General features: G+C 70.2%; 19 protein-coding genes. 8 read left to right on the top strand and 11 right to left on the bottom strand.

Annotated elements, in window-relative coordinates:
* From KY661_RS15945 to alaS, 5 genes are read right to left on the bottom strand one after another with little or no spacing between them, the layout of a single operon-like run.
* The gene (locus KY661_RS15945) at positions 1–192 is read right to left on the bottom strand and encodes a periplakin (protein WP_225411006.1); all 192 of its coding nucleotides are present in this window, start codon (positions 190–192) and stop codon (positions 1–3) included.
* Positions 189–1,187 (bottom strand): coiled-coil domain-containing protein, encoded by a 999-nt coding sequence (locus tag KY661_RS15940; protein WP_225411005.1) that lies wholly within the window; start codon positions 1,185–1,187, stop codon positions 189–191. The genes KY661_RS15945 and KY661_RS15940 overlap by 4 nt, the downstream gene beginning before the upstream one ends.
* 1 nt (position 1,188) lies before the next feature.
* Complete coding sequence (locus KY661_RS15935; RefSeq protein WP_225411004.1) at positions 1,189–3,486, bottom strand: TIGR02266 family protein; 2,298 nt, start codon at positions 3,484–3,486, stop codon at positions 1,189–1,191.
* A 21-nt stretch (positions 3,487–3,507) separates the two neighbouring features.
* On the bottom strand, positions 3,508–4,146 hold the full coding sequence (locus KY661_RS15930; RefSeq protein WP_225411003.1) for a DUF4352 domain-containing protein: 639 nt from the start codon (positions 4,144–4,146) through the stop codon (positions 3,508–3,510).
* Complete coding sequence (gene alaS, locus KY661_RS15925; protein ID WP_225411002.1) at positions 4,143–6,836, bottom strand: alanine--tRNA ligase; 2,694 nt, start codon at positions 6,834–6,836, stop codon at positions 4,143–4,145. The genes KY661_RS15930 and alaS overlap by 4 nt, the downstream gene beginning before the upstream one ends.
* A 178-nt stretch (positions 6,837–7,014) precedes the next feature.
* Between alaS and KY661_RS15920 the strand changes: the two genes are divergently transcribed.
* On the top strand, positions 7,015–7,746 hold the full coding sequence (locus KY661_RS15920; protein ID WP_225411001.1) for a HEAT repeat domain-containing protein: 732 nt from the start codon (positions 7,015–7,017) through the stop codon (positions 7,744–7,746).
* Between the two features lie 3 nt (positions 7,747–7,749).
* Positions 7,750–8,478 (top strand): methyl-accepting chemotaxis protein, encoded by a 729-nt coding sequence (locus KY661_RS15915; protein WP_075010534.1) that lies wholly within the window; start codon positions 7,750–7,752, stop codon positions 8,476–8,478.
* Between the two features lie 27 nt (positions 8,479–8,505).
* Here KY661_RS15915 and KY661_RS15910 read toward each other — a convergent pair whose 3' ends face one another.
* The 6 genes from KY661_RS15910 to trmB all read right to left on the bottom strand — a co-directional run bounded on the left by KY661_RS15910 (position 8,506) and on the right by trmB (position 15,342).
* Positions 8,506–11,451 (bottom strand): helicase C-terminal domain-containing protein, encoded by a 2,946-nt coding sequence (locus tag KY661_RS15910; RefSeq protein ID WP_225411000.1) that lies wholly within the window; start codon positions 11,449–11,451, stop codon positions 8,506–8,508.
* A 20-nt stretch (positions 11,452–11,471) separates the two neighbouring features.
* Positions 11,472–11,900, bottom strand: coding sequence for a cupredoxin domain-containing protein (locus KY661_RS15905; RefSeq protein WP_225410999.1), 429 nt, complete (start codon positions 11,898–11,900; stop codon positions 11,472–11,474).
* Positions 11,901–11,908: 8 nt separating this feature from the next.
* The gene (locus tag KY661_RS15900; protein WP_225410998.1) at positions 11,909–12,928 is read right to left on the bottom strand and encodes a hypothetical protein; all 1,020 of its coding nucleotides are present in this window, start codon (positions 12,926–12,928) and stop codon (positions 11,909–11,911) included.
* A 213-nt stretch (positions 12,929–13,141) separates the two neighbouring features.
* Positions 13,142–13,543 (bottom strand): nuclear transport factor 2 family protein, encoded by a 402-nt coding sequence (locus KY661_RS15895; RefSeq protein ID WP_225410997.1) that lies wholly within the window; start codon positions 13,541–13,543, stop codon positions 13,142–13,144.
* 47 nt (positions 13,544–13,590) lie between these two features.
* The gene (locus tag KY661_RS15890) at positions 13,591–14,631 is read right to left on the bottom strand and encodes a diguanylate cyclase (RefSeq protein ID WP_225410996.1); all 1,041 of its coding nucleotides are present in this window, start codon (positions 14,629–14,631) and stop codon (positions 13,591–13,593) included.
* Positions 14,632–14,721: 90 nt separating this feature from the next.
* Positions 14,722–15,342: a tRNA (guanine(46)-N(7))-methyltransferase TrmB gene (gene trmB, locus KY661_RS15885; RefSeq protein WP_225410995.1), complete on the bottom strand. Its 621-nt coding sequence runs from the start codon at positions 15,340–15,342 to the stop codon at positions 14,722–14,724.
* A 79-nt stretch (positions 15,343–15,421) separates the two neighbouring features.
* Here trmB and KY661_RS15880 point away from each other — a divergent pair, with 79 nt between their 5' ends.
* The 6 genes from KY661_RS15880 to KY661_RS15855 all read left to right on the top strand — a co-directional run bounded on the left by KY661_RS15880 (position 15,422) and on the right by KY661_RS15855 (position 23,717).
* Positions 15,422–16,348 (top strand): bifunctional riboflavin kinase/FAD synthetase, encoded by a 927-nt coding sequence (locus tag KY661_RS15880; protein ID WP_225410994.1) that lies wholly within the window; start codon positions 15,422–15,424, stop codon positions 16,346–16,348.
* 195 nt (positions 16,349–16,543) lie between these two features.
* The gene (pilB, locus tag KY661_RS15875) at positions 16,544–18,247 is read left to right on the top strand and encodes a type IV-A pilus assembly ATPase PilB (protein WP_225410993.1); all 1,704 of its coding nucleotides are present in this window, start codon (positions 16,544–16,546) and stop codon (positions 18,245–18,247) included.
* Between the two features lie 54 nt (positions 18,248–18,301).
* Positions 18,302–19,411, top strand: a complete 1,110-nt coding sequence (locus tag KY661_RS15870; protein WP_075010543.1) for a type IV pilus twitching motility protein PilT — start codon at positions 18,302–18,304, stop codon at positions 19,409–19,411.
* 53 nt (positions 19,412–19,464) lie between these two features.
* Positions 19,465–20,706, top strand: a complete 1,242-nt coding sequence (locus tag KY661_RS15865) for a type II secretion system F family protein (RefSeq protein WP_225410992.1) — start codon at positions 19,465–19,467, stop codon at positions 20,704–20,706.
* A 43-nt stretch (positions 20,707–20,749) separates the two neighbouring features.
* On the top strand, positions 20,750–22,342 hold the full coding sequence (locus KY661_RS15860) for a two-component system sensor histidine kinase NtrB (protein WP_225410991.1): 1,593 nt from the start codon (positions 20,750–20,752) through the stop codon (positions 22,340–22,342).
* Between the two features lie 10 nt (positions 22,343–22,352).
* Positions 22,353–23,717 carry a sigma-54-dependent transcriptional regulator gene (locus KY661_RS15855; protein ID WP_263437088.1) on the top strand — a complete coding sequence of 455 codons (1,365 nt, stop codon included), beginning with the start codon at positions 22,353–22,355 and terminating at the stop codon, positions 23,715–23,717.
* The last annotated feature ends 30 nt before the right edge of the window (positions 23,718–23,747 follow it).

Here is a 23,747-nt window from a genome sequence, read left to right as displayed (position 1 = left end):
CTAAGGCGTCTCCAACGGCTCGATGCGCGCGCGCAGCCGGGCTGCCTCCTGCCGCGTTTTCTCCAGGGCGAGTTGGAGGGCCTTCTGCTCGCGCGCATGCCGTGCCCGCTGGTGGTCCATCTCGGCCCGGACCTGCTGAAGCTCCTTCTTGACCGCGCCTAGCTTGTCGCGAAGCTCCTGGGCGTCGCTCATGGCCACACCCGCTGCTTCACCGCCTGGAAGAGCAGCTCCGCGAAGAGTTCCTGGCCTCGCGCTTCATGGACCAGGGGCAGGCTGAAGCGGGGCAGGGCCAGGAGCCGATCGTCCAGGACGGCCTGCGGCGCGCGTTGATGCAGCTCGCCCGTCAGATTGTGCAGGCTCTCGTGCAGGGAGGCCCCCCGGCGTGCGCCCAGGCCCTGGAACTGGGTGCCCTGGGTGAAGACCACCCGGAGCCCTTCGACGTAGACCCACAGGAACTGGCTGTGCTCTTCCTTTTTGACCTCCTGCACCTTCAGCTCCTGGGCGGAGAAGCCCCTTCGGCCGACCAGGGGTTGGCCTTCTGGAAGGGTCCACTCCAGTTGTTTCTCCACCGAGAGGGTGAGCCGCCGGCCCCGGACCAGCAGCTTCAGGCTGTCATAGGGCAGTTGCTCGCGCCGGCCCCGGGCATCCTCCAGGTGAAGGGCCTGCGCCTCCAGCGTGAAGCGGCGCACGGTCATCCCCCCTCCGGCGGAAGGGGGGGGGATTTCACGGCTCACCGCCAGGAAGCCCTCGGCGTGGAGCGCCTGGCGCATCGCCTCCGCCTCGGCAACGGACGCGCGCGCCATGACGCAGGGCAGGGGCATGGCGACCCGCAGCCGCACATCGGCGGGAGGCAATCCGGTCAGCCGAGACAGGGCGGGCACGGCCGGCTCCAACGGCTCGGGACGCCGGACGAGCGCGACGAGCACGGAGGGCGGCACGGGCGGGGGCGCTGGGAGGAGCACTGCCTGCTGTAGCGCCTCGGCCTTCCGCTGCGCTTGGGCTTGCAGGGCTTCTTCGTGACGGCGCTGGAGCGCCGCCACCTCTCGCCGTGCCGCTTCCAGCTCCTGCTGGAGCGCGTCCCGCTCCCGTTCGTGGTACCTGCGCAGCTTCTCGAGGTGGGCCTTGGAGCGCTGAAGCTCCGCCTGGGCGGCTTCCAACCGGGTGCGCAGCTCACGGGTTCCGCTCATGTCAGCGCTTCCCGAAGAGCTTCTTCAGCCCGGAGAAAAGGCCACTGGGGCGCGCCTCGGGCTCGCTGGGCAGCGGCGAGCGGGCGAAGAGCGCCTCCTTTCCCGCATCGTCCAGGTCCCCGGAGGCCAGCGGGGCGGGTTGCCGCTTCGCGCCGGGCAGGGTGGTCTCCAAGGAGAGGATGCCGTCCTGGGAGAGCGAGAAGTGAAACTCCGCCTCTCCCGCGCGCTCGAGCTGGAAGCTGAGCTCTCCCAGGTACTCGTTCTCCAGCGCGAGCAGGGAGGTGCCCTGGAAGAGCGCCAGGGTCAGCGGCCCGGGCGTGACGGGAAGCACGAGCGTCTTGTCCGCGGGCAGCCGGGTGTTGCGCTCGAAGACCCGGCGGAAGGCGCCGCCCTGGTCCGCCACGCCCAGGGGAACCGAGAGGACATCCGAGAGGGTGGCCCCCGGCTTGCCGGATTCGATCTCCAGCAAGGAGCGCCCCAGCAACGCCGCGCCCTGGGCGGCGGCGCTCAGCGGGTCCACATCCGCGCGGACCGGCACGCCCAGGCTCTCCTCCAGCCGCCGGCGGACCAGGGGCGCCCGGCTCTGGCCTCCCACGAGCACCACGGCATCCAGGCCCTGGGGCGTCAGGGCGCTCGACTCCAGCACCTGCCGGGTGACCTCCGTCACGCGGTGCGCGAGGTCCGCGGTGAGCGCTTCGAGGCGCTCCCGGCTCAGGCTGGCCGTGACGCCGGGCGCCAGCGGAACGGACGTCTCCTCCTGCTCACTGAGGGCCACCTTGGCGGTCTCGGCGGCGGCGCGCAGGGGGTTCCAGTCGAGCGGGTGCTCGGGCAGGGGCAAACCCCGGTCGCGCAGCTCCCCGAGCAGGGCCTCCGCGATGCGCGCGTCGAAGTCCATGCCGCCCAGCGTCGCGTCCCAGCCGGTGGTGACGACCTCCAGGTCATCTCCCGTGACCTGGATGACGGAGACTTCGAGGCCGCCGCCGCCGAGATCCACCACGAGGACGCGCTTGCGCGCCAGGCCCCGGCCATGGCCGTAGGCGAGCGTCGCCGCCACGGGGGCATTGAGCATGCGAGGGACGGTCAGCCCCGCGCGCTCGGCCGCCTCGCGCAGGACAGCGCGCTGCCGGGCATCGAAGTAGGCTGGAACGCACAGCACCGCGCGCGTGACGTCCCGGCCCAGGAACGCGCTGGCGGTGGCCCTGAGCTCTCCGAGCAGGTGGGTGGCGAACTCGCCCAGGGAGAGGACGCGGCCCTGGAGCTCGACGCTCGCGTCACCGGAGGCATCGGCCGCGAGGGTCAGGGGCAGCCCCACGAAGCCGCGGAGCCGGGGCGAGCTGGCGCGCAGCCCGAGCAGGCGCTTGAGGCCGGTGGCGGCATGGCGGGGGGCACGGGTGGCCTCGGCCTGCGCGGCCTCTCCGGCGAGCAGGTGCCCCGCTGCGTTCACCCCCATCATCGAGGGAACCGCCCAGGCTCCGGTGTCCCCCACGGGGATGAGCTGGGCCTCCCCTTCGTGGAACACCGCGACCCGGGACTGTGCCGTCCCGAGATCAATGCCCAGCACCACCTCGGGTCCGGCAGGGGTGACCGGAAGGCGGTCGGGCACTTCGAGCACGCTCCGGCGGCGGCTCCGGAATTCGGGTCCCTTGCGAAGGGGCTCGGGCGCAAGAGGCGTGCCGGCGGGAGGTGCTTCCGGTGTGGGCGCTGAAGGCGGAGGCGCGGGGGCGGGAAGGACTTCGCGGACGGGCGCCTGCGCTGGAGGAGGCGCGGGCGCCTGGAACGGTGCAGGCGTTGGCGCCACCGGCCGGAAGGACATCGTGGGCTCTGGCGGCGGTTCGACGGGGGCCGGCGGACGGGAAACCGCCGCCGGGACCGTGGCCTTGCGGATCAACCCGGGTGGGGGCGCCCCAGGGGCCGCTGGGGGAGGCGGAGCCTGGGGAGGCTCCTCGGCGGGCGCGCTGACCTCGGGCGAAGGGAGGGGCTCACCGTTGCGCCGGGCCACCACCCGGTCCAGCAGGGCCTTGCTGGGGGCATCCAGCTTCGTGAAGCGCACCGTCATCCCCGAGCGCCCGCCGCCCTCGTCCAGCTGCGCCTTCACGACGATTCCCTCGCCGCGCAGCAGGCGCGCGCCCCCGGCGAGGACGAACTCGAAGGCCAGCGCGGTGCCCTCTTCCTTGGGCGCCCGGGTGGCGATGAACACCCCGCCGCGCGCCACGTTGGCGCCGTACTTGTCGATGAACTCCTCGTCCGTGGTGTACGGAAGGCGGATGCGCAGCGGGATGAGCTTGGGCGCGACCGTCACCGTTGCCGCCTCACGGAGAGTTCACTGGAGCGCGAGGCGGACATCTCCGCTGGGGGAGGGAAGCACCAGCGTCAGTCCAGCACCCAGGGCCGAGGGTGGAACTTCGAAGAAGAGGATGACTTCGGAGCGCTCGTCCGGGCTCCAGGTCCGCTGCAACGGCCGCGTCCCGGCGACGATCTGAACATCCCGGGCCACGGCGTAAATCTGGCCCGCCGGGTCCACCAGCTTCACCGGGTCCAGGGACAGGGAGGTGGCCGCGGGCCCCACGTTCTGGGTGATGAGCTGAACGCGGAGGAACAGGTCCTCGGTGGTGAGCGCGACCTTCCCGGAGCCCTGGACGCCGTGCGAGGCCTCCATGCCCAGGAGCTTCACGGCCACCGAGCCCACGTGCACGGTCTCGTTCGGCTCGGGGGGAAAGAGCTTCTGCTTCTGGGCGTACTCCTGGCCCGAGGCCAGGCCCGCCAGGGCCGCGTTGGGATCCTCGGGGGCGGACGGCGTTCCCCGAGGCCCGGACGGCGTCCCACCGCGCCCCACGCGGTCCACCTCGGCCCGCAGCTTGGAGAGCGTGCGGTCCTCGGAAGGTGGAGCCTCCTCCTTCGGACAGCCCCCCACGAGGGCCGCCGTCAGGAAGAGCGGGGCGAGGCGGGAGCGCACCCTCATGCCGCGCCTGGGCCCTTCGTCAGCTCGTAGAGCTTGTCGAGCGCCGCGGGCAGCTTGGACGCATCCGGACCGCCGGCCTGCGCCATGTCCGCCTTGCCGCCGCCCTTGCCGCCCACTTCCTTGGCCATCTCGCGCACGAGGTTGCCGGCGCTGAAGCCCTTCTCCACCACGTCCTTGGTCACGGCCACGAGGATGAGCGCCTTGCCGTCCTTCTCGCCGCCGATGGCCACCACGCCCGAGCGGATCCGGTCCCGGAGCTGGTCGGCCAGCCCGCGGTAGACCTTGTCGTCGGCCGGGTCCACGCGGATGGCCAGCACCTTCATGCCGTTCACCTCGCGCGCCTGCTCCAGCACGTCCTTGTTGGACGCCGTCTGGGCCTTGACGGCCACCTCCTCGACCTTGCGCTCCAGCTCCTTCACGCGCTTCTGGGTGGCCTCCACGCGCTTGGACAGCTCCTTGGGGCTCGTCTTGAGCAGGTCGGCCGCGCGGCGCAGCTCGCGCTCGGTCTCGCGCAGGTACTGCAGCGCGCCCAGGCCCGTCACGGCGGTGATGCGCCGCACGCCCGAGGCGATGCCGCCCTCGCTGAGAATCTTGAACAGCCCGATGTCGCCGCTGCGCCGCACGTGCGTGCCGCCGCACAGCTCGGTGGACTGCGGGTGCACGGTGACGACGCGCACCGTCTCGCCGTACTTCTCACCGAACATGGCCACCGCGCCGGACTTCTTCGCCTCGTCCAGCTTCATGATGCGCGTCTGGGCCTCGGTGTTCTCCCGGACCCACGTGTTGACGATGTCCTCCACCTGCTCGAGCTGCTCGGGGCTGGGCACCGAGAAGTGCGAGAAGTCGAAGCGCAGGAAGTCCGGGGCCACCACGGAGCCGGCCTGCTTCACGTGGTCGCCCAGCACCATCTTGAGCGCCTTGTGCAGCAGGTGCGTGGCCGAGTGGTTGGCGCGGATGGACTTGCGCCGCTGGTTGTCCACGCCAGCCTGCACCATCTCGCCCACCTGGAAGGTGCCCTCCTTCACCTGCACGTGGTGGACGATGAGGCCCGGCACGGGGCGCTGCACGTCCTGCACCTGTGCCACGGCCTTGCCGCCATGGCCGGTGATTTGCCCCGAGTCACCCTGCTGGCCGCCGGACTCGCCGTAGAACGGGGTGCGGTCCAGCACCAGCTCCACCGTCTCGCCCGCGGTGGCCTGGCCCACCTCGTGCCCGTCCTTGAGGATGGCGCGCACGGAGCCCTCGCCCTCGTGGCCCTCGCCCTCGTAGCCGAGGAACTCGGAGGGGCCCAGGCGCTCGGAGAGCGTCTGGTAGATGGAGTTGACCGCCTTGTCGCCGGAGCCGCCGAACTTGTTCTTGTCGGCCTCCTTCTCCATCTCCTTCCAGAAGCCGTCCAGGTCCGCGTCGTAGCCGCGCTCGCGCAGGATGATCTGCGTCAAATCCCACGGGAAGCCGTAGGTGCCGTGCAGGTAGAAGACCTCGGCGCCCGAGAGCTTCTTCTCGCCGGAGTGCTGGAGCTTGGCGATGCCCTCGTCGATGAGCTTCATGCCGCGGTCGAGCGTGCGGCGGAACGTCTCCTCCTCGTGGCGGCAGACCTCCAGCACGAACGTGCGGCCCTCGCGCAGCTCGGGGTAGGCGTCGCTCATCAGCTCGATGACGCGGTCCACGACCTTGAAGAAGAACAGCTCGCTCAGGCCCAGCAGCGAGCCGTGGCGGATGGCCCGGCGCATGATCCGGCGCAGCACGTAGCCGCGGCCCTCGTTGGAGGGCTGCACGCCGTCGGAGATGAGGAAGGCGGCCGCGCGGCTGTGGTCCGCGATGACGCGCATGGAGGCGCCGCCCTCCTGGGTGTAGGGCTTGCCCACCAGCTCGCTCACGCGCGAGAGGATGCCCTGGAACAGGTCCGTGTCGTAGTTGGAGCGCTTGCCCTGGACGACCGAGGCGATGCGCTCCAGCCCCGCGCCCGTGTCGATGGACGGCTTGGGCAGGGGGATGAGCGGCGCGTCCTTCTCCTTGCGCTCGAACTGCATGAACACCAGGTTCCAGATCTCCAGCCACCGGTCGCAGTCACACGCCACGCCCTGGCACGGCTTGCCCGCGGCCACCTCGGCGCAGGGGATGTCGTCGCCCTGGTGGAAGTGGATCTCCGAGCACGGGCCGCACGGCCCCGTGTCGCCCATGGCCCAGAAGTTGTCCTTGTAGCCGAGCTTCAGGATGCGGTCGCGCGAGACCCCCTGCTTCGCCCACAGCTCGAAGGCCTCCTCGTCCCAGGGCACGCCCTGCTCGCCGTTGAAGACGGTGACGGCCAGGCGCTCGGTGGGCAGCCCCAGCGTCTTCGTCACGAACTCCCAGGCGAAGGCGATGGCCTCGGCCTTGAAGTAGTCGCCGAAGGAGAAGTTGCCGAGCATCTCGAAGAACGTATGGTGGCGGGCGGTGTAGCCCACGTTGTCGAGATCGTTGTGCTTGCCGCCCGCGCGCACGCACTTCTGGGAGGTGGTCGCCCGGGAGGAGTCGCGCTTCTCGCGGCCGGTGAAGACGTCCTTGAACTGCACCATGCCGGCGTTGGTGAAGAGCAGGGTCGGGTCGTTCTGGGGGACCAGCGGGGAGGAGGCCACCCGGCGGTGGCCGCGCTCCTCGAAGAACTTGAGGAACGCCTCGCGGATTTGGGAGGCGGTAAGGGCGGAAGGCATGGTGTGGGTATATGCCACAAGAGCCCGCTGCGCAGGAGTTCTTGGCCCCCCCGTCCTTGAGGGGCCAGCGGTCAAGCGTGAAGGTAGGAACGGGGGCTACCTCGGGGCGGGAAGGGTAGGGAAGTCTCGGCGTTCCTCACCGCGAGTGCAGTCAAGCAAGCTAGAGTGGTGCATACCCATGCGGTTTCTTTTCATCGCGCTCTTGCTGTGGTCCCTGCCTGCGCTCGCGCAGGTGGATTCGCGCGTGGCGTTCCTGAGCCGGCAGTTGGAGAAGGGCAAGGACCCACGTGTTCGCTCCCAGGCGGCGCTGGTGCTCGGGGCCACGGAGGAGCCGGAGGCCGTGGGGCCCCTGTGCGCCGGGCTCAAGGACGCCAGTGAGGTGGTGCGGGCGGCCGCCGCCAAGGGGCTCGCCACCTTGAAAGAGGATGCCGGGCTGGAGTGCCTCAAGGCACACCAGGAAGAGGACGCGGCCACCCTGGGGGCCATCCGGGATGCCATCAAGACGCTGGAGGACTTCCAGTCCCGTGCGCCGCGCCTGTACGTGGCCCTGGAGGGCGTGAAGGACGCGACGGGCAAGCTGTCTCCGGAGCTGATGAAGGCCACGGAGGAGCGTCTGAAGCGCCGGCTCGTCCTGCGGGGGGCGAAGCTCGCGCCCAAGAAGGAGCCGAAGAAGGCCGCCCAGGGGGTTCTCCAGAAGCACGGTATCTCCGGGTACCGGCTCAGCGCGGAGATCCAGGCCACCGAGAACGGGGGCCTGCGCATCGCCCTCATCTGTCTCAGCTATCCGGATCTGGCACTGCTCGGGCAGGTGGACGTGCAGGCGGCCGGCGCCGAACCCGCGGAACTCCTCAAGGCGCTGGTGCCCAAGGCCGTCGAGGAAGTCGCATCAACCTTCGAGTGGAGCACTTGAGTCATGTCCAAGTACCCCCAGGATCCCAGCAAGAAGCGCCGGTGGCGCAACTTCCTCATCGAGCCGCGCGTTCAGTTCAAGTTCGCCATCTACCTGGTCTCCGTGTCGATGGTGCTGGCCGCGCTCTTGGGCGCCTTCCTCTTCCAGAGCGCCCAGGCGCTGGTGAATGAGGCCAGCGCCTCGCTGAATGCCCGCTCGCTCGCCGCCCAGGCGAGCCGCGAGCTGTCCAACGCCACGCTCTCCAACGAACTGCTCCAGAAGATGGGGGATCCCGTCTTCGTGGCCCAGCTCCAGGCCACCTCCAAGGCCATTGACGAGCGCTACGAGGCGGAGCGCGCCGCGGTGGCCGCGCAGGGCGCGGCGCTGGTGCGCCGCCAGCAGCTCATGTGGCTCGTCTTCGTGGGGTGCCTCATCGGCTTCATCGTCATCATCTCCCTGACGACCATCGTGCTGACGCACCGGGTGGCCGGGCCCCTGATGCGCATCCGGCGCATGGTGGCCGAGGTGTCCGCGGGGCAGTTCCGCCCGCCGCCCTACGGCCTGCGCGAGAAGGACGAGCTGAAGGACATCTTCGATGCGACGCGGAACATGATCGCCGGGCTGCGCAAGCAGCAGGAGGACGATGCGCTGGTGCTTCAGCACGCGCTGGAGCGCGCGAAGCAGCAGGGCATCCAGGGCGACTGGGTGGAGGACCTCAAGGGCCTGGAGAGCCGGTTCCGCTCCCGGCTGTAGGCCCCAGCGCCCCCCGGGACAGGGGCTTCAGGAGCGGGGGCGCTCCACGGTGAGCCCCATCTCCTGGAGCTCCGTGTGCAGCTTGCGCCGGGCCAGGGCCCAGGGCAGCGCCTCCACCCGGTAACCGGCCAGCGCGTCGAGCAGGTGCTGGCGGTAGCTCGGGTGGCCCGGGTCGGCGATCACCACCACCCCCCGGTCGGCGTGGGCGCGGATGAGCCGCCCGACGCCCTGCCGGAGCAGCAGCAGCGCCCGGGGCATCCGGTACTGGAGGAAGCCCAGGTACTCGCTGCCGCCGCGGGCCAGCGTCTCCTCCCGGGCGGCCACCAGGGGCCGGGAGGCGGGCTCCAGCGGCAGCTTGTCGATGAAGACGCACCCCACGCCCCGGCCGGGGATGTCCACCCCCTGCCAGAAGCTCTTGGTCCCCAGGAGCACCGTGCCCGAGTCCCGCTCCTGGCGGGCCGCCAGGGAGCGGCCGTGCCCCCGCGTCTGCCGCATCACCTCGATGCCCCACGGGTCCAACCGCGTCTGCACGTCCCGGGCGATGCGCTCCATGCGCCGGGTGGAGGCGAACAGGCCCAGCACCCGGCCGCCCATGACCTGGGCGAGCCCCGAGATGCGCAGGGCGGCCCACTCGATGAACGGCTCCTCGTGGGCGCGGGGCGCATCCGTCACCAGCACCACCAGCGCCTGCTTCCGGAGCTGGAACGGGGAGGGGGCGCGCAGGAGCTGGGGTGGGGGCACCTCGCCGCGGGCCAGCAGCCCCAGCCGCTTGAGGACGAAGGGGCTCTCGGGCCCCGTGCTCAGCGTGGCGGAGGTGAGCACCAGGGCCCGCTTCTGCGCGGCGAACTCCGTCGAGACGAAGGTGGAGATGTCCACCGGCTGAGCCCCCAGGCTCCAGCGGCTCCGCCGGGGCTCCGCCGTGGCCGCGTAGCACCGGCTCCGGGAGGGCTCGCCGGAGAGCTCCTCCGCCAGCACCGTCAGCTCGGCCAGCTCGGAGACCGCCCCGGACAGCTCCCGCTCCACCGCGGGTTGCTTCGCCGCCAGCTCCGGGAGCAGCTCCAGGGTGCGCACCGCGAGCAGCTTGTGAAGCTCCTTCAGGACCTCGCCCATGTCCTGCAAGCCCTCGTGCACGGGGGCCCAGGTGGGCCAGGCCCGCACGGCCGCCGTCACCCGGAGCTCCGGCGCATAGGCTGTCTCGTCCGAGTCCTCGGAGGGGGAGGCCGCGGGCTCGCACAGGGCCGTCACCCGCTCGCCCAAGTCCCTGGCCACGGCGAGCACGGCGTGGAGCGCGGACTCCACCTCGCCCATCAACACCTTGGCCTCGGCCCGGCGCGTGCTGGCCAGGGCCCGCCGCAGCTCCGCGAAGAAGCCATGCCGCCCGTCCCGGCCATGGAGCCGCTCGGTGAGCCGGGCGAAGGCGGTGTCCGACAGCTCCCGCGTGAGCGCGGTGGTGGCCACGTCCTCCACCTCGTGCGCCTCGTCCAGCACCAGGTGGTCCAGCTTCGGGTAGCGCTGGGGCCAGGCGAAGGCGAGGGACTGGTTGATGACGAGCACGTCGGCGGCGCGCGCCTGGGCCACCGCCGAGTGGTAGTAGCAGCGGCGGTGGTGCGGGCACTTCTCGCCCAGCGTGGTGGAGGCCTCGGAGCGGACCGAGGGCACCAGCGCGCCCAGCACCGGGAAGCGCTCGCGGAACCAGTGGCTCAGCTTGTCCAGGTCCCCATCCGGGCTGCGGCGCAGGAAGGCCCGCAGGTAGGCGCGGGGCGCCCGGGCCTCGTGCCGCATGCCCGGCTCGGCCAGCGTGGCATCCAGCGCGCGCCGGCGGCAGAGGTAGTTCGTCTGGCCCTTGAGCAGCGCGTAGCCGAAGGCGCCGCCCGTGGCGCGGTGCAGCCGGGGCAAGTCCTTGTCGATGAGCTGGTCCTGCAGCGTCTTCGTGTGCGGGGCCACGCCGACTTTCCGCCCATTGCGCGCGGCGAACAGCGCCGCCGGGGCCAGGTAGGCCAGGGACTTGCCCGTGCCGGTGCCCGCCTCCACCGCGAGCCGGCCCCCTTCCGACAGCGTGCGGGCCACCGCCTGCGCCATGTCGAGCTGCGCGGGCCGGCTGGCGAAGCCCTCCACCGAGCGCTCCAGCGCGCCGCCCGGCCCCAGCAGGGCCTGCACCTCCTCGGCCCGCACCGGCTGCACGGGCGTGCCCTCCTCGGGCTCGGCGGGCGCCTGGGCCCCTCCGGCGCGCAGGCGCTCGGGCTGGCCCCGCAGGAAGCCTCCGGTGCGCTCCAGCGTCAGCGCCACGGCCGTCGTCCGGCACGCATCCCACAGGCGGTGCAAGAGCGCGAGCAGGGGGCGCTCCTCCGGGGCGGCCTCCGCCACGGCCTCGCCCGCCTCCACCTGGGCGAGCCGCAAGCCGCCCCGCGCCTGGGGGTCCAGGATGGCGAGCAGGTCCGAGACGTCATCGGCCCGGCCGGTCCGGATGCACTCGCCCAGGGCATGCATCAGCACCGCGGCGGTGGCCTCGCAGTCCGTCTCCGCGCGGTGGGTGCTGCGCGGCTTGAGCCCCGCCCAGCGCATCATCGCCTCCAGCGAGTGGCTGGACAGCTCCGGGTGCAGGTAGTGCAGCAGCTCGCACGAGTCGAGCACCGGGGCGCGGATGGGGCCCAGCAGCCTCGGCAGGAAGCCCTTCTCGAAGGGGGCGTTGTGCGCCACCACCGTCCAGCCGGTGAGCGCCTCGCGCAGCTCCTCCAGGTCGCTGCCGAAGCGGGGCTTGCCGGCGAGCATCGCATCGTCGATGCCCGTGAGCCGGCGGATGGTGAGGGGCAGGGGCCGGGAGGGGGCATACAGCCGGGTGAGGCGGCGCACCTCCTGGCCGTGCTCGAAGAAGAGCGCCCCCAGCTCAATGACTTCGTCCACGCGCGGGTCGAGCCCCGTGGTTTCGAGATCCAGGAAGACGTGCCGTGTGAACAGGTCCGCAGCGCGGCTCATGAGACGCGCCCGGCTTGACCTTACTGGACCAGGAAGGTGCCGCTGATCATCTGCCCCATGGCGCAGCCATAGGTCAGGGTACCAGCCTGGGTGGGCGTGAAGGCGATCTCCACCGGCTCACCGAGGGGCAGCGGCGTGTTGATGCCGTAGTCCTTCATGATGATTTCGGTGGCGCAGGTGTGGTCCGTCTTCCGGGTCACCACCAGCTTCACGGGCTCACCCTTGTTGAGCGTGATGGGGCTGGGCTCGTAGCCCTTCTCCGTGACGTCCAGGGGGATGACGCGGGGGCCCTCGCCGGGCGCGCGGGGCTTCGGGGCCGGAGCGGCGGCAGGGGCAGCGGCGGCGGCCGGGGCCTTGGCCTCCGAGGAGCACCCCTGGGTGGCCTGGAGCATCAGCCCCGCGGCGGCCAGCGCCAGCAGGGGCTTGATGAGCTTGGAGAAGAAGTGCATCGACGGCCTCATGGCGTCTCGGGCTCGGGCTCCTGGGCGGCCGGCTCGAAGCGCAGGATGGCATGGAGGGGCACGAAGAGCTCGTTGCCCGGCTGGCCCAGGAGCAGGTCAAACCGCCCTGCCTTGAGCAGGGGCTGGGTCAGCGTAATGCCGTTGCGCAGCACCAGCCGCACCTTCTGGCCCACCTGCGGAAGGAAAGGGCGCGGATCCGAGTAGGGGCGCTTGTCGGGCTGGCGCGCCACGTTGGCGGGCTTCTGGGTCAGCTTGGAGTCGCGCTCGAGGGTGGGCAGCAGCTTCTCCCACTCGCTGCGGCGCGTGAGCAGCACCACCTGGAGCTTCTCCATCCGCCCGGTCCGCTCGAAGGCGAAGGAGATGGGCTCCTCGGACACGAGCACGTCGAGCACGGTGCGCTCGGCGAGCACCACGGCCATCTCGGGCTTGGAGGCCACGAGCGCGGCGAGGAAGGCGGAGATGGCCTCGTTGTCCACCTCGCCCCGGGCCTGCTTGATGGCCGCCTTGCGCTGGGTGCGCTCCTTGCGGGCCATGAACTCGGCCACGGTCATCCCACTCTGGACGACGCCGAACCCATCGCCGAGCGACAGGCCGGGGTGCTGGCCCATGAGCGCGTACACCTGATCGAAGCGCTTGGCCTCCTCGGCGTGGAGCTTGCGCCAGATGCGGCACTTCATCTTCCCTTCCAGCTCGCCCTTGGCGATGCGGGCCGGCACGTGCTCACGCTGGGCCAGGGCCAGGATCTGCTCGGGGGTGGGCGGCGGGCGGGGAGGGCCCGAGCGCATGGGCGGCCTGCCCCCCATGGGCCGGGGCGGGAACCCGGGGGCCGCTCCCGGCGCACGGGGTGCCACGGGCCCCCGGGGCACGGGCACGGTGGGCCGGGGGCTCGGCGAGGCGCTCGGCGTTACCGTCGCGCTGGGCGTGACGGGCGCGCTGGGCGTGACGGGCGCGCTGGGCGTGACGGGCGCGCTGGGCGCCACCGCCATGCTGGGCGTGACGGGGGCACTCGGCGCCACGGGGGCGCTTGGGGTGACCGGGGCCGCGCGCGGCGTGACGGGGCGAGGGGAGGGACTGGGACTGACGCCGGCGGTTTGCGTCGACGAGGGGGCACTCTGCGGGGTGGCTGCAGGGCGCCGGATGACCTCGACTGCGGGAGCTATCCGCCGTGGCTTCCGATCGTTCACGGTTTCACGTTACCTGATAGCCAAGGGTCAGGGGAGCATCCTGGCTCATGGCTTGATGGAATCTGATAAATCAATCTTCCACTCGGAGTCCTCCCGGACCAGCCGGACCTCGCGAGTTTGACCTGAAAAAAGCACGCGCACGGTTGCCCGGTCGCCCTCCTCCTGGAGGACCGTGGCCTCGGTGACATCCGGCGGCAACGCGGAATTCGAGAAGAACAGCTCGTAGGGCTCGGCCTTCACCGCGCCCCCCGAGGCCTGCTGGACGGCCTGGGCCTGGCTGGCGATCCGCTCCCGGGTGTCCCGGGAGAGGGCCGCGTAGGCCTTCTTGTAGTCGCGCTTCTGTACCTGGGCGTGGAAGGCCTTGTAGGCCGTCACGGGGGTGCTCTGGCCACAACCGGTGAGGGCCAGCACGGCCAGGAGCAACAGGGACATCGCGGACGGTCGCATGGCGGGAGATCTAGGCCAAAGCGGGCCGCGCGCAAAGCGGCATGGTGTCACTCCTCATGCTGGCGAACACGGTTCCGGCCCCCTTCCTTGGCCCGGTAGAGGCTCTCGTCCGCCGCGCGCATCAGGTCCTCGGCCGTCTGCAGGCCTGCGCTGGGCAGGGAGGCGAGCCCCAGGGAGGCCGTGCAGCGCACCGTCTGCTGCGTCCCGTCGCTCGCGCGGTACTCCAGGCTGAGCGTCTCGATGGCCTCGCGCACCCGCTCGCACGCCCGCAGCGCATCGGCGGGCGGGGTCTCCGGCAGCAGGGCGATGAGCTCCTCTCCTCCGTAGCGGGCCAGCAGGTCCACCTCCCGCAGCCGGGCCCGGGACGCCAGGGCCACGGCGCGCAGCACCTCGTCGCCGAAGGGGTGGCCGTACGTGTCGTTGATGCGCTTGAAGTGGTCGATGTCCAGCATCACCAGCGACAGGGCCGAGCGATAGCGCCGGGCCCGGGCGAACTCCTCGCCCAGCCGCTCCTCGAAGTAGCGGCGGTTGGACAGGCCGGTGAGGGGGTCGGTGCGGCTGAGCGTCAGCAGCTCCTCGCGCTTGCGGGCCAGCTCCTTGTTGGCCCGGTCCAGCTCGCGGTTCTTCTCGATGAGCGCGTCCTGGAGCGCCTTGAGGCGCAGCATGGACTTCACCCGCGCGGACAGCTCCAGCATGTCGAAGGGCTTGACCAGGTAGTCATCCGCCCCCAGCTCCAGCCCCTCCACCTTGCCGGCCGCCTGGCGCGCCGTCATGAGGATGACGGGGATGAAGCCGAAGCCGCCCTCGCCCGCGTTGGCCTTGACGATGCGGCACACCTCCACCCCGCCCAGCCCCGGCATCTCCACATCCATGAGGATGAGGTCCGGCCGGTGCTCGCGGATGGCTGACAGCGCCTGGGCGCCGTCGCGCGCCTCCCGGAAGCGGTAGCCCTGGGGGGCCAGCCCCTCACGCACGTGCTGCACGTGCGCGGGGTCATCGTCCACGATGAGCACGGTGCGGCCGACGCCCTCGCTCCCAGCGCGGCGGCTGCCCTCAGGCGTCCTCTTGTTGGAACTGTCCGGCGTCATCCCCACCGTGGGAGAACCCTCCTGCCGCGCAAGCCTTCCAATTCTCACTGGAGAAGCCGGAGATGCCAAGTCTCCCTTCTTGCCGGGCACTCAGCCAGGCTTGACCAGCCGGCCCCGGTACACGGGCTCGCCGCTCTGGAGGTAGCGGCGCTCCCGGGTGGAGGGCACTTCCTCGGGCTCGTACGGGTGGAAGACGCCCGGGCCCAGCGGGTTGCGGAAGCCCACCTCCTCCAGGATGGAGAGCATGGCCTGCCCCCGGTCCTCCACGTCCGTGCGCATGTCGAACCGGCCCCCGGGGGCGAGCTTGTCCAGCAGCACCCGGGCGAACTCGGGCAGGATGATGGCGCGCTTGAAGTGGGCGCGCTTCCACCAGGGATCCGGGAACTGCAGGTGGATGGCGGCCAGCGAGCCCGCGGCGAACAGGCGGGGCACCACCGCGCGGGCATCGGCCTCGAGCACGCGCAGGTTCTTCAGCCCCATCTTCTCCCCGCGGGCCTGGGTGTCGCGGGCGTACTTCTTGCGCCACTCGAAGGCCACGTAGCGCACGCCGGGGTTGCGGCGGCAGTACTCCAGGGCGTGGCCGCCCGCGCCGGAGCCGATCTCCAGCTCCAGGGGCCCCGGGAAGCCGAACTCGGCATCCCAGTCCGGAGGCGCTTCCAGGTTCATGAGCTTCAGCCCGACCGGGTCGGGCAGCAGGCGGGGACGGGCCATGGCGTGGGCCGCGCTCTATGCACGAGGCAGCGGGTGTTGAACAGGGCAAAAGCGCGGGGATGGGGGTATACCGGGGGCCATGAAGGTCTTCCACTCGGTGGCGGAGGCGCGGGAGCTGGCTGGCGGGGCGCTCGCGTTGGGCAATTTCGATGGGGTGCATGTGGGCCACCAGGCCCTGTTCGCGGAGGCGCGCCGCCACGGCGTGGCCGCCGCGGCGTTCACCTTCCAGCCCCACCCGGGCAAGGTGCTCCAGCCGGAGCTGGCCCCCAAGCTCATCACCCAGCTGCCGCGCAAGCTGGAGCTCTTCGAGGCCTGCGGCCTGAGCGCCGCGGTGGTGCAGCCCTTCTCCCGGGACTACGCGCGCACCCCCGCCGAGGCCTTCGAGGAGGCGCTGCTGGACACGCTCGGCGTCAAGCACCTGGTGGTGGGCAGTGACTTCACCTACGGCGCCAAGCGCTCGGGCACGGTGGACACCCTGGTGCAGGCGGCGCAGCGCCGCGGGGCCCAGGTGCACAAGGTGGCCCCGGTCACCGTGGATGGCGTCGTGGCCTCCTCCAGCCGGGTGCGCGAGTACATCCTGGAGGGGCGCGTGGGCGCGGCGCAGCGGCTCCTGGGGCGGCCGTTTGATCTCGACGGCATGGTGGTGACGGGGGCCGGGCGGGGCCGGGGCATCGGGTTTCCCACCGCCAACGTGGACACCCAGAACGAGCTGCGGCCCGCGCCGGGCGTCTACGCCATCCGCGTGCGCCTGAAGGACGAGCCTGCCCACCTCTGGCGCCCCGGGGCGGCCAACATCGGCGTGAAGCCCACCTTCGGGGGCTCCGAGGTGACCATCGAGGCGCACCTGCTGGATTTCAGCGGCGACCTCTACGGCAAGGAACTGCGCGTCCAGTTCCTGGAGCGGCTCCGCGCCGAGCAGCGTTTTGGCTCCGTGGCAGAGCTGACCGGGCAGATCAAGCGGGACGTCGAGGCTGCTCGCACGGTGATTGCCCGGGCAGACATCTGAGGAATTTCCCGTGTCCATTCAATGGTTTGGCCCACCTGAACGAATTGGGCGGTTACCTTGACAGGCCACGGCTCCATTCCATCTAATCCTTCACGGATTTTCTCCCGTAGGTCCCCCTCTTTAAGACTGCCTTCCGCCAGCGCCGCGCGCTCCGGGAGGCCCCGCTCGTCCTTTCTCATCGCACGAGGCTCCTGAATGTCCGGTCGTCTTGGTGAATTGCTGGTCCGTGAGAACCTCATCACTGTCCAGGCCCTGCGCAAAGCCCAGGAGGAGCAGCAGAAGAACGGCACGCGCATTGGCACCGCGCTCATCAAGACGGGCGCCATCGAGGAGTCCAAGCTCACGGACTTCCTCTCCAAGCAGTACGGCGTGCCCGCCATCAACCTGAAGGACTTCGACGTCGACCCGGAGATCATCAAGCTGGTCCCGAAGGAGGTCGCCGAGAAGCACCTGGTCCTCCCCGTGAACCGCGCGGGCCCCTCGCTCATCGTGGCGATGTGCGATCCGTCCAACATCTACGCGGTGGACGACCTGAAGTTCCTCACCGGCTACAACATCGAGTCGGTGGTGGCCTCGGAGATCTCCATCCGCGAGGCCATCGAGCGGTACTACGCGGAGAAGGGGCCCTCGCTGGACGACATCGTCGGGGAGGTGTCCGCCGACGACATCGAGGTCTCCAAGGAAGAGGACGAGAACATCGAGGAGATGGCCCGGGCCGCGGACGACGCGCCCGTGGTGAAGCTCGTGAACCTCATCCTCATGGACGCCATCAAGAAGCGCGCGTCCGATATCCACGTGGAGCCCTACGAGAAGGACTTCCGGGTCCGCTTCCGGATCGACGGCTCGCTCTACGAAGTCATGCGCCCGCCCATGCGGCTGCGCAACGCCATCACCAGCCGTCTGAAGATCATGGCAGAGCTGGACATCTCCGAGCGCCGCCTGCCGCAGGACGGCCGCATCAAGATCAAGCTCGGCCAGGGCAAGGAGATGGACTTCCGCGTCAGCGTGTGCCCCACGCTGTTCGGCGAGAAGATCGTCATGCGCCTCCTGGACAAGTCCAACCTCCAGCTGGACATGACGAAGCTCGGCTTCGATCCGCAGCCGCTGGCCTGGTTCAAGGAAGCCATCGACCGGCCCTACGGCATGGTGCTCGTCACGGGCCCCACCGGCTCCGGCAAGACGACGACGCTGTACTCGGCGCTCGCGTCGCTCAATCAGATCGACACCAACATCTCCACCGCCGAGGACCCGGTCGAGTTCAACTTCGCCGGCATCAACCAGGTGCAGATGCACGAGGACATCGGCCTGAACTTCGCCGCCTCGCTGCGCTCGTTCCTCCGGCAGGACCCGGACATCATCATGATCGGTGAGATCCGCGACTTCGAGACGGGCGAAATCGCCGTCAAGGCCGCGCTCACCGGCCACCTGGTGCTCTCCACGCTGCACACCAACGACGCGCCGGGTACCGTCAGCCGTCTGCTGAACATGGGCATCGAGCCGTTCCTCGTGACGGCCTCTCTCAACCTGATTCTCGCCCAGCGTCTGTGCCGCCGCCTGTGCAAGGACTGCAAGCGCCCGGCGGCCAGCGTGGACGAGGCGGCCCTCATCGAAGCGGGCATTCCCGCGGAGAAGATGGGCACCTTCACCGTCTACGAGAAGGTCGGCTGCCGCGAGTGCAACGACCGTGGCTACCGCGGCCGTGTGGCTGTGTACGAGGTCATGCCCTTCTGGGACGGCCTCAAGGAGCTGGTCATCAATGGCGCCTCCACCAATGAGCTCAAGCAGGAGGCGATCCGCCTGGGCATGAGCTCGCTGCGCATGTCCGCCCTGGCCAAGCTGATGGACGGCGTCACCACCCTCGAAGAGGTGGTGGGAAACACCGCCCCGGACCGCTTCTAACCCTCCTCCCACCGCTTCCGCAGTCTCTCACCGCATCCCGAAGGATTCCTTACCGTGGCCAACCTGCACCAGCTTCTCAAGGCGATGGTCGAGAAGGGCGCTTCCGACCTCCACATCACCACTGGCTCTCCGCCGCAGCTCCGGGTGGACGGCGAGCTGGTGCCTCTGAAGACCGCGCCCCTCACACCGGTGGAGACCAAGCAGCTGTGCTACTCCATCCTCACGGATGCCCAGAAGCACAAGTTCGAGGAGGACAACGAGCTGGACCTGTCCTTCGGCGTGAAGGGGTTGTCGCGCTTCCGCGCCAACATCTTCATGCAGCGTGGCGCGGTGGCCGCGGCCTTCCGGACCATTCCCTTCAAGATCCTCACCTTCAATGAGCTGGGCCTGCCCCAGGTGGTGGCGGAGCTCATCAAGCGTCCGCGCGGCCTCATCCTCGTCACCGGTCCCACCGGCTCGGGCAAGTCCACCACGCTGGCGTCGATGATCGACAAGATCAACAGCGACCGTCATGAGCACATCATGACGATCGAGGATCCGATCGAGTACCTGCACCCGCACAAGAACTGCCTCGTCAACCAGCGCGAGGTGGGCGCCGACACGCGCAACTTCAAGACGGCGCTGCGCTACATCCTGCGTCAGGATCCGGACGTGGTGCTGGTGGGCGAGCTGCGCGACCTGGAGACCATCGAGGCCGCGCTCACCATCGCCGAGACGGGCCACACCTGCTACGCCACCCTGCACACCAACAGCGCGGTGCAGACCATCAACCGCGTGCTGGACGTGTTCCCCCCGTACCAGCAGCCGCAGGTGCGCGCGCAGATGTCCTTCGTGCTCGAAGGCGTGATGAGCCAGGCGCTGGTCGCCAAGCAGGGCAGCCCCGGCCGCGTGCTGGCCCTGGAGGTCATGATTCCCACGCCCGCCATCCGCAACCTCATCCGCGAGGACAAGGTGCACCAGGTCTACTCCTCCATGCAGGTGGGCCAGGCGAAGTACGGCATGCAGACCTTCAACCAGGCCCTGGCGGCGCTCCTGGCGCGCCGGCTCATCAGCCAGGAAGAGGCGATGGGCCGCTCGAGCGATCCCGAGGAGCTGCGCAACATCCTGGCGGGCAGTGCTCCGGGCGGCGTGCAGCGGCCAGGCGGCGGAGCCCCTGGCCGTTAGTTATGGCAATTTTTGACGCGCGGTAGACTGCCGTCTCCCCGCGGAGGATACGCATGGCTGCACCAGCATTGCAGAAGTCTGCACCGGTCAAGAAGACCACCCAGTGGCTCTGGGAGGCGAAAACCAAGGGTGGGGAGACCAAGAAGGGAGAGATGGAGGCGGGGGACGCCGAGGCGGTCAACGCCCGCCTGAAGTCCCTGGGGCTCAACCCCGTCAAGGTCAAGAAGAAGCCCATGGAGATCAACCTCTCCCTGGGCAGTGGCGTCACCGGCAAGGACATCCTCATCTTCACGCGGCAGTTCGCCACGATGATCGATGCCGGTCTGCCCCTGGTGCAGTGTCTGGACATCCTGGGCAGCCAGATGGAGAACCCGGCCTTCAAGAAGGTCGTCTTCGCCATCAAGGGCAAGGTCGAGCAGGGCTCCACCTTCGCGGACGCACTGAAGGACCACCCCAAGGTCTTCGACGAACTCTTCGTGCAGCTGTGCGCCGCGGGCGAGGTGGGCGGTATCCTCGACACCATCCTCAACCGGCTCGCGACCTACCGCGAGAAGGCCGAGAAGCTCAAGGGCAAGGTCAAGAGCGCGATGACCTACCCCTCGGTCGTTATCTGCGTGGCCATCGGCGTGACGGCGCTGCTGCTGCTCAAGGTGACGCCCGTCTTCGAGAAGATGTTCAAGGACTTCGGCTCGGAGCTGCCGGGACCTACCCAGTTCGTGGTGGACATGTCCAACTGGCTCCAGGCGTGGATCCTCCACATGGTGGCCGGCATCGCCGCCTTCATCTTCTCGGTCGTCTACACCTACCGCCACCCCAAGGGGCGCAAGGTGATGGACAAGATGATCCTCATGGCGCCGCTGTTTGGCTCCGTCATCCGCAAGGTGGCCGTGGCGCGCTTCACCCGCACCCTGGGAACGATGATCTCCTCGGGCGTGCCCATCCTCGACGCGCTGGACGTGACGGCGAAGACGGCCGGTAACCGCACCATCGAAGAGGCCATCTACTACGTGCGCGGGAAGATCGCCGAGGGCAAGAACATCGCCGGGCCGCTCCTGGAGACGGGCGTGTTCCCCTCCATGGTGGTGCAGATGATCGGCGTGGGTGAGGCCACGGGCGCCATGGACGCGATGCTCAACAAGATCGCCGACTTCTACGACGACGAGGTGGATGCGGCCGTCGCGGGCCTCACGGCGATGATTGAACCGTTGCTCATGGTGTTCCTGGGCGGCGTGGTGGGTGGCTTCCTCATCGCCATGTACCTGCCCATCTTCTCGATCGCCGGTGCCATCAAGTAGGGCCGCGGGGCCCGTCCCTTCACCGGGCGAGCATGACCTGCGGGTGCGGCTGACGTGGCTGTCCATCTTCCGGACAGTCGCGACCACGCTGCTGCTGGGCGTCACCGCCCTGCGGCTGCTGGCGGCGCCCCCGCAGGAGCTGTCACGCAGGGACTCGCTGGCCTTCGCGGTCATCGGCCTGGTCTATGTCCTCACCCTCATCTACGGGCTGTGGCTGCGGCGCGGACGGGTGGGCAAGTCCGCCGCGGCGGTGCAGGTGGTGGGCGACATCCTCATCGCCTCCGCCCTCATCTCGCTGACGGGCGGGGCCGACTCGCCGTTCGTCTTCACCTACTCGCTGGCGGTCATCAGCGCCTCCATCCTCCTGTCCCAGAGGGGGGCGTTCGTGACGGCCGCCGCGTGCTCGGGGATCTACGGCGCGCTGGTGCTGAGTTACCTGCTGCGGCTCGGGGCCCCGGCCTCGTCCGCCATCCTGGCGCGCACGGGCTTCCACTTCGCCAGCAACGTGCTGGCGCACTTCCTCATCGCCGCGCTGGCCGGCTACCTGAGCCGCCAGCTCCTGGCGGCGGGAGGGCGGCTGTCCGCGAGCCAGGCGGATCTGCGGCGGCTGTCCACGCTGCACGGGCAGATTCTCGACAGCACCCCGTCGGGGCTGCTGACGTGCGAGGCGGCGGGGCACATCACCTTCATCAACCGGGCGGCCCTGAGCATCCTGGGCCTGGACGACGCCACCGCGAGGGCGATGCCCGTGGAGACCCTGCTGCCGGGCCTCCGGGGGCTGGAGCGGGTGCCCCGGGCCGAGCTGAAGGTGGAGACGCCCCGGGGGCCGCGCATTCTCGGGCTCACGCTCGCCCCGCTGGAGGGGGCGGGCCAGTCCTCACGGCTCATCGTCTTCCAGGACTTGACGGCGCTTCGGCGCGCGGAGGACGAGCTGCGGCGGGCCGACCGGCTCGCGGCGCTGGGCACGCTGGCGGCGCAGCTCGCCCACGAGATTCGCAACCCGCTGGCGGCCATGCGCGGCTCGGCGCAGATGCTGGCCCAGGATGGGGCGGAGGACCCCAGCGTGGTCCGGCTCACCAACATCCTGCTGCGCGAGTCGGACCGGCTGTCGCGGCTGGTGGAGGAGTTCCTGCGCTTCGCCCGCCCGCCGCCTCCCCAGCGGCGGGCCATCGCCCTGGAGGAGCTCATCCGCGAGACGGTGGAGATGCTCCAGGCGGACCCGCAGCGCCGGGGCGTCCACCTGAGCCTGGTACTGCAGCCGGTCCTGGCGCTGGTGGATCCGGATCAGCTGCGCCAGGTGCTGATCAACCTGCTGCGCAATGCGTTCGAGGCCGTGGGCGCGGAGGGCCAGACGCGGGTCTCCTTGTCGGTGGGGGCGGGCCACAAGGCGCTGCTGTCCGTCTGGGACTCGGCGGGCGCCATCCCGGAGGCGCACCTGGGGCGCATCTTCGAGCCGTTCTTCACGACGCGCAGCGGAGGCACTGGCCTGGGGCTTGCTACGGCCTATTCCATCGTGAGGGCCCACGAGGGCAATCTTCACGTGACGTCCTCGCCAAAGACGGGGACGGAATTCACAGTCGAGCTGCCGCTGGCGGCGGACGAGGAGATGCAAGGTGCACGTGCTGGTGGTGGATGACGAGCTGTCGATGCGCGAGTACCTCGAGGTACTGCTGACACGGGTGGGGTACCGCGTCAGCCTCGCGGGCAATGAGAAGACGGCCATCGAGACGCTGGGCGGCAGCGGGGTGGACGTGGTCATCTCCGACATGAAGCTGGGGCAGGGCAGTGGCTTGAACGTGCTCAAGGCAGCCCGGGCCCTCTCCGCCCCGCCCGAGGTGGTCCTCATCACCGCCTTCGGGACGCCCGCGGCCGCGGTGGAGGCCATGCGGGCGGGCGCCTACGACTACATCTGCAAGCCGTTCGACAACGAGGAGCTCAAGCTGCTCGTCCAGAAGGCCCTGGAGAAGCGCGGGCTGCGCGAGGAGAACCGGCAACTGCGCCGCTCCCTGAGCGGGGGCCGGGGCGGGCTGTGGGTGGGCGAGAGCCAGGCGATGAAGTCGGTGTGGGGGCTGGTGGAGAAGGTGGCCCCCAGCCGGACCACCGTCCTCATCACCGGCGAGAGTGGAACGGGCAAGGAGCTGGTGGCGCGGGCGCTCCACCTGCGCAGCACCCGGGCGGGGGCCCCCTTCCTGCCCGTCAACTGCGCGGCGCTCAACGAGGGCGTCCTGGAGAGCGAGCTGTTTGGCCACGTGAAGGGGGCCTTCACGGGAGCCCAGGCGGACCGCTCCGGCATCCTCGTCTCGGCGGGCGAGGGCACGGTGTTCCTCGACGAGATTGGCGAGGTGCCGCTCGCCACGCAGGTGAAGCTGCTGCGCGTGTTGCAGGAGCGGCGGGTGAAGCCCGTGGGCAGCTCCACCGAGGTGCCCTTCCAGGCGCGGGTGGTGGCCGCCACCAACAAGCGGCTGGAGGCCGAGGTGAAGGCGGGGCGCTTCCGGGAGGATCTGCTCTACCGGCTCAACGTCATCACCGTGGACTTGCCCCCGCTCCGGGAGCGGCAGGGCGACATCTCCCTGCTGGCGAGGCACTTCCTGGCGAAGATGCGCGAGGAGCTGGGGCGGCCCAACCTGGAGTTCTCCGCCGAGACGGTGCAGGTGCTGGAGCGGTACGCCTTCCCGGGCAACGTGCGCCAGCTGCAGAACATCGTGGAGCGCGCGGCCACGCTCGCCGACAGTGACACGCTGGGGCCGGACACCTTGCCCTCCGCGCTGAGGGGCGAGCGGGAGCCGGAGCCGCAGGTGGTGGGCGAGGTGACCCTGCCCGTGGGCTTCTCGCTCGAGCGCCACCTGGACGAGGCGGAGCGGCGGTACCTCGTGGCGGCGCTCCAGCGCTCGGAAGGGGTGAAGACGCGGGCGGCGGAGCTGCTGGGCCTGAGCTTCCGTTCCTTCCGGTACCGGCTGGCCAAGCACGGCCTGTCGGAGCGCGAGGATGGCGGCGAGCCGGCCGGCGGGTAGGCCCGGCCGCTGCCAGGGGGAGCCCTGGGG

This window comes from Allostigmatella hybrida (assembly GCF_020103775.1).
Lineage (GTDB): Bacteria > Myxococcota > Myxococcia > Myxococcales > Myxococcaceae > Hyalangium > Hyalangium aurantiaca.
This window is presented reverse-complemented; position numbering and strand designations above follow the sequence as displayed.

Excerpts from the sequence above, each read along its gene's own strand:
- KY661_RS15945 (WP_225411006.1), bottom strand. The coding sequence starts at position 192 with ATGAGCGACGCCCAGGAGCTTCGCGACAAGCTAGGCGCGGTCAAGAAG.
- KY661_RS15940 (WP_225411005.1), bottom strand. The coding sequence starts at position 1,187 with ATGAGCGGAACCCGTGAGCTGCGCACCCGGTTGGAAGCCGCCCAGGCG.
- KY661_RS15930 (WP_225411003.1), bottom strand. The coding sequence starts at position 4,146 with ATGAGGGTGCGCTCCCGCCTCGCCCCGCTCTTCCTGACGGCGGCCCTC.
- alaS (WP_225411002.1), bottom strand. The coding sequence starts at position 6,836 with ATGCCTTCCGCCCTTACCGCCTCCCAAATCCGCGAGGCGTTCCTCAAG.
- KY661_RS15920 (WP_225411001.1), top strand. The coding sequence starts at position 7,015 with ATGCGGTTTCTTTTCATCGCGCTCTTGCTGTGGTCCCTGCCTGCGCTC.
- KY661_RS15915 (WP_075010534.1), top strand. The coding sequence starts at position 7,750 with ATGTCCAAGTACCCCCAGGATCCCAGCAAGAAGCGCCGGTGGCGCAAC.
- KY661_RS15910 (WP_225411000.1), bottom strand. The coding sequence starts at position 11,451 with ATGAGCCGCGCTGCGGACCTGTTCACACGGCACGTCTTCCTGGATCTC.
- KY661_RS15905 (WP_225410999.1), bottom strand. The coding sequence starts at position 11,900 with ATGCACTTCTTCTCCAAGCTCATCAAGCCCCTGCTGGCGCTGGCCGCC.
- KY661_RS15895 (WP_225410997.1), bottom strand. The coding sequence starts at position 13,543 with ATGCGACCGTCCGCGATGTCCCTGTTGCTCCTGGCCGTGCTGGCCCTC.
- KY661_RS15890 (WP_225410996.1), bottom strand. The coding sequence starts at position 14,631 with ATGACGCCGGACAGTTCCAACAAGAGGACGCCTGAGGGCAGCCGCCGC.
- trmB (WP_225410995.1), bottom strand. The coding sequence starts at position 15,342 with ATGGCCCGTCCCCGCCTGCTGCCCGACCCGGTCGGGCTGAAGCTCATG.
- KY661_RS15880 (WP_225410994.1), top strand. The coding sequence starts at position 15,422 with ATGAAGGTCTTCCACTCGGTGGCGGAGGCGCGGGAGCTGGCTGGCGGG.
- pilB (WP_225410993.1), top strand. The coding sequence starts at position 16,544 with ATGTCCGGTCGTCTTGGTGAATTGCTGGTCCGTGAGAACCTCATCACT.
- KY661_RS15865 (WP_225410992.1), top strand. The coding sequence starts at position 19,465 with ATGGCTGCACCAGCATTGCAGAAGTCTGCACCGGTCAAGAAGACCACC.
- KY661_RS15855 (WP_263437088.1), top strand. The coding sequence starts at position 22,353 with ATGCGCGAGTACCTCGAGGTACTGCTGACACGGGTGGGGTACCGCGTC.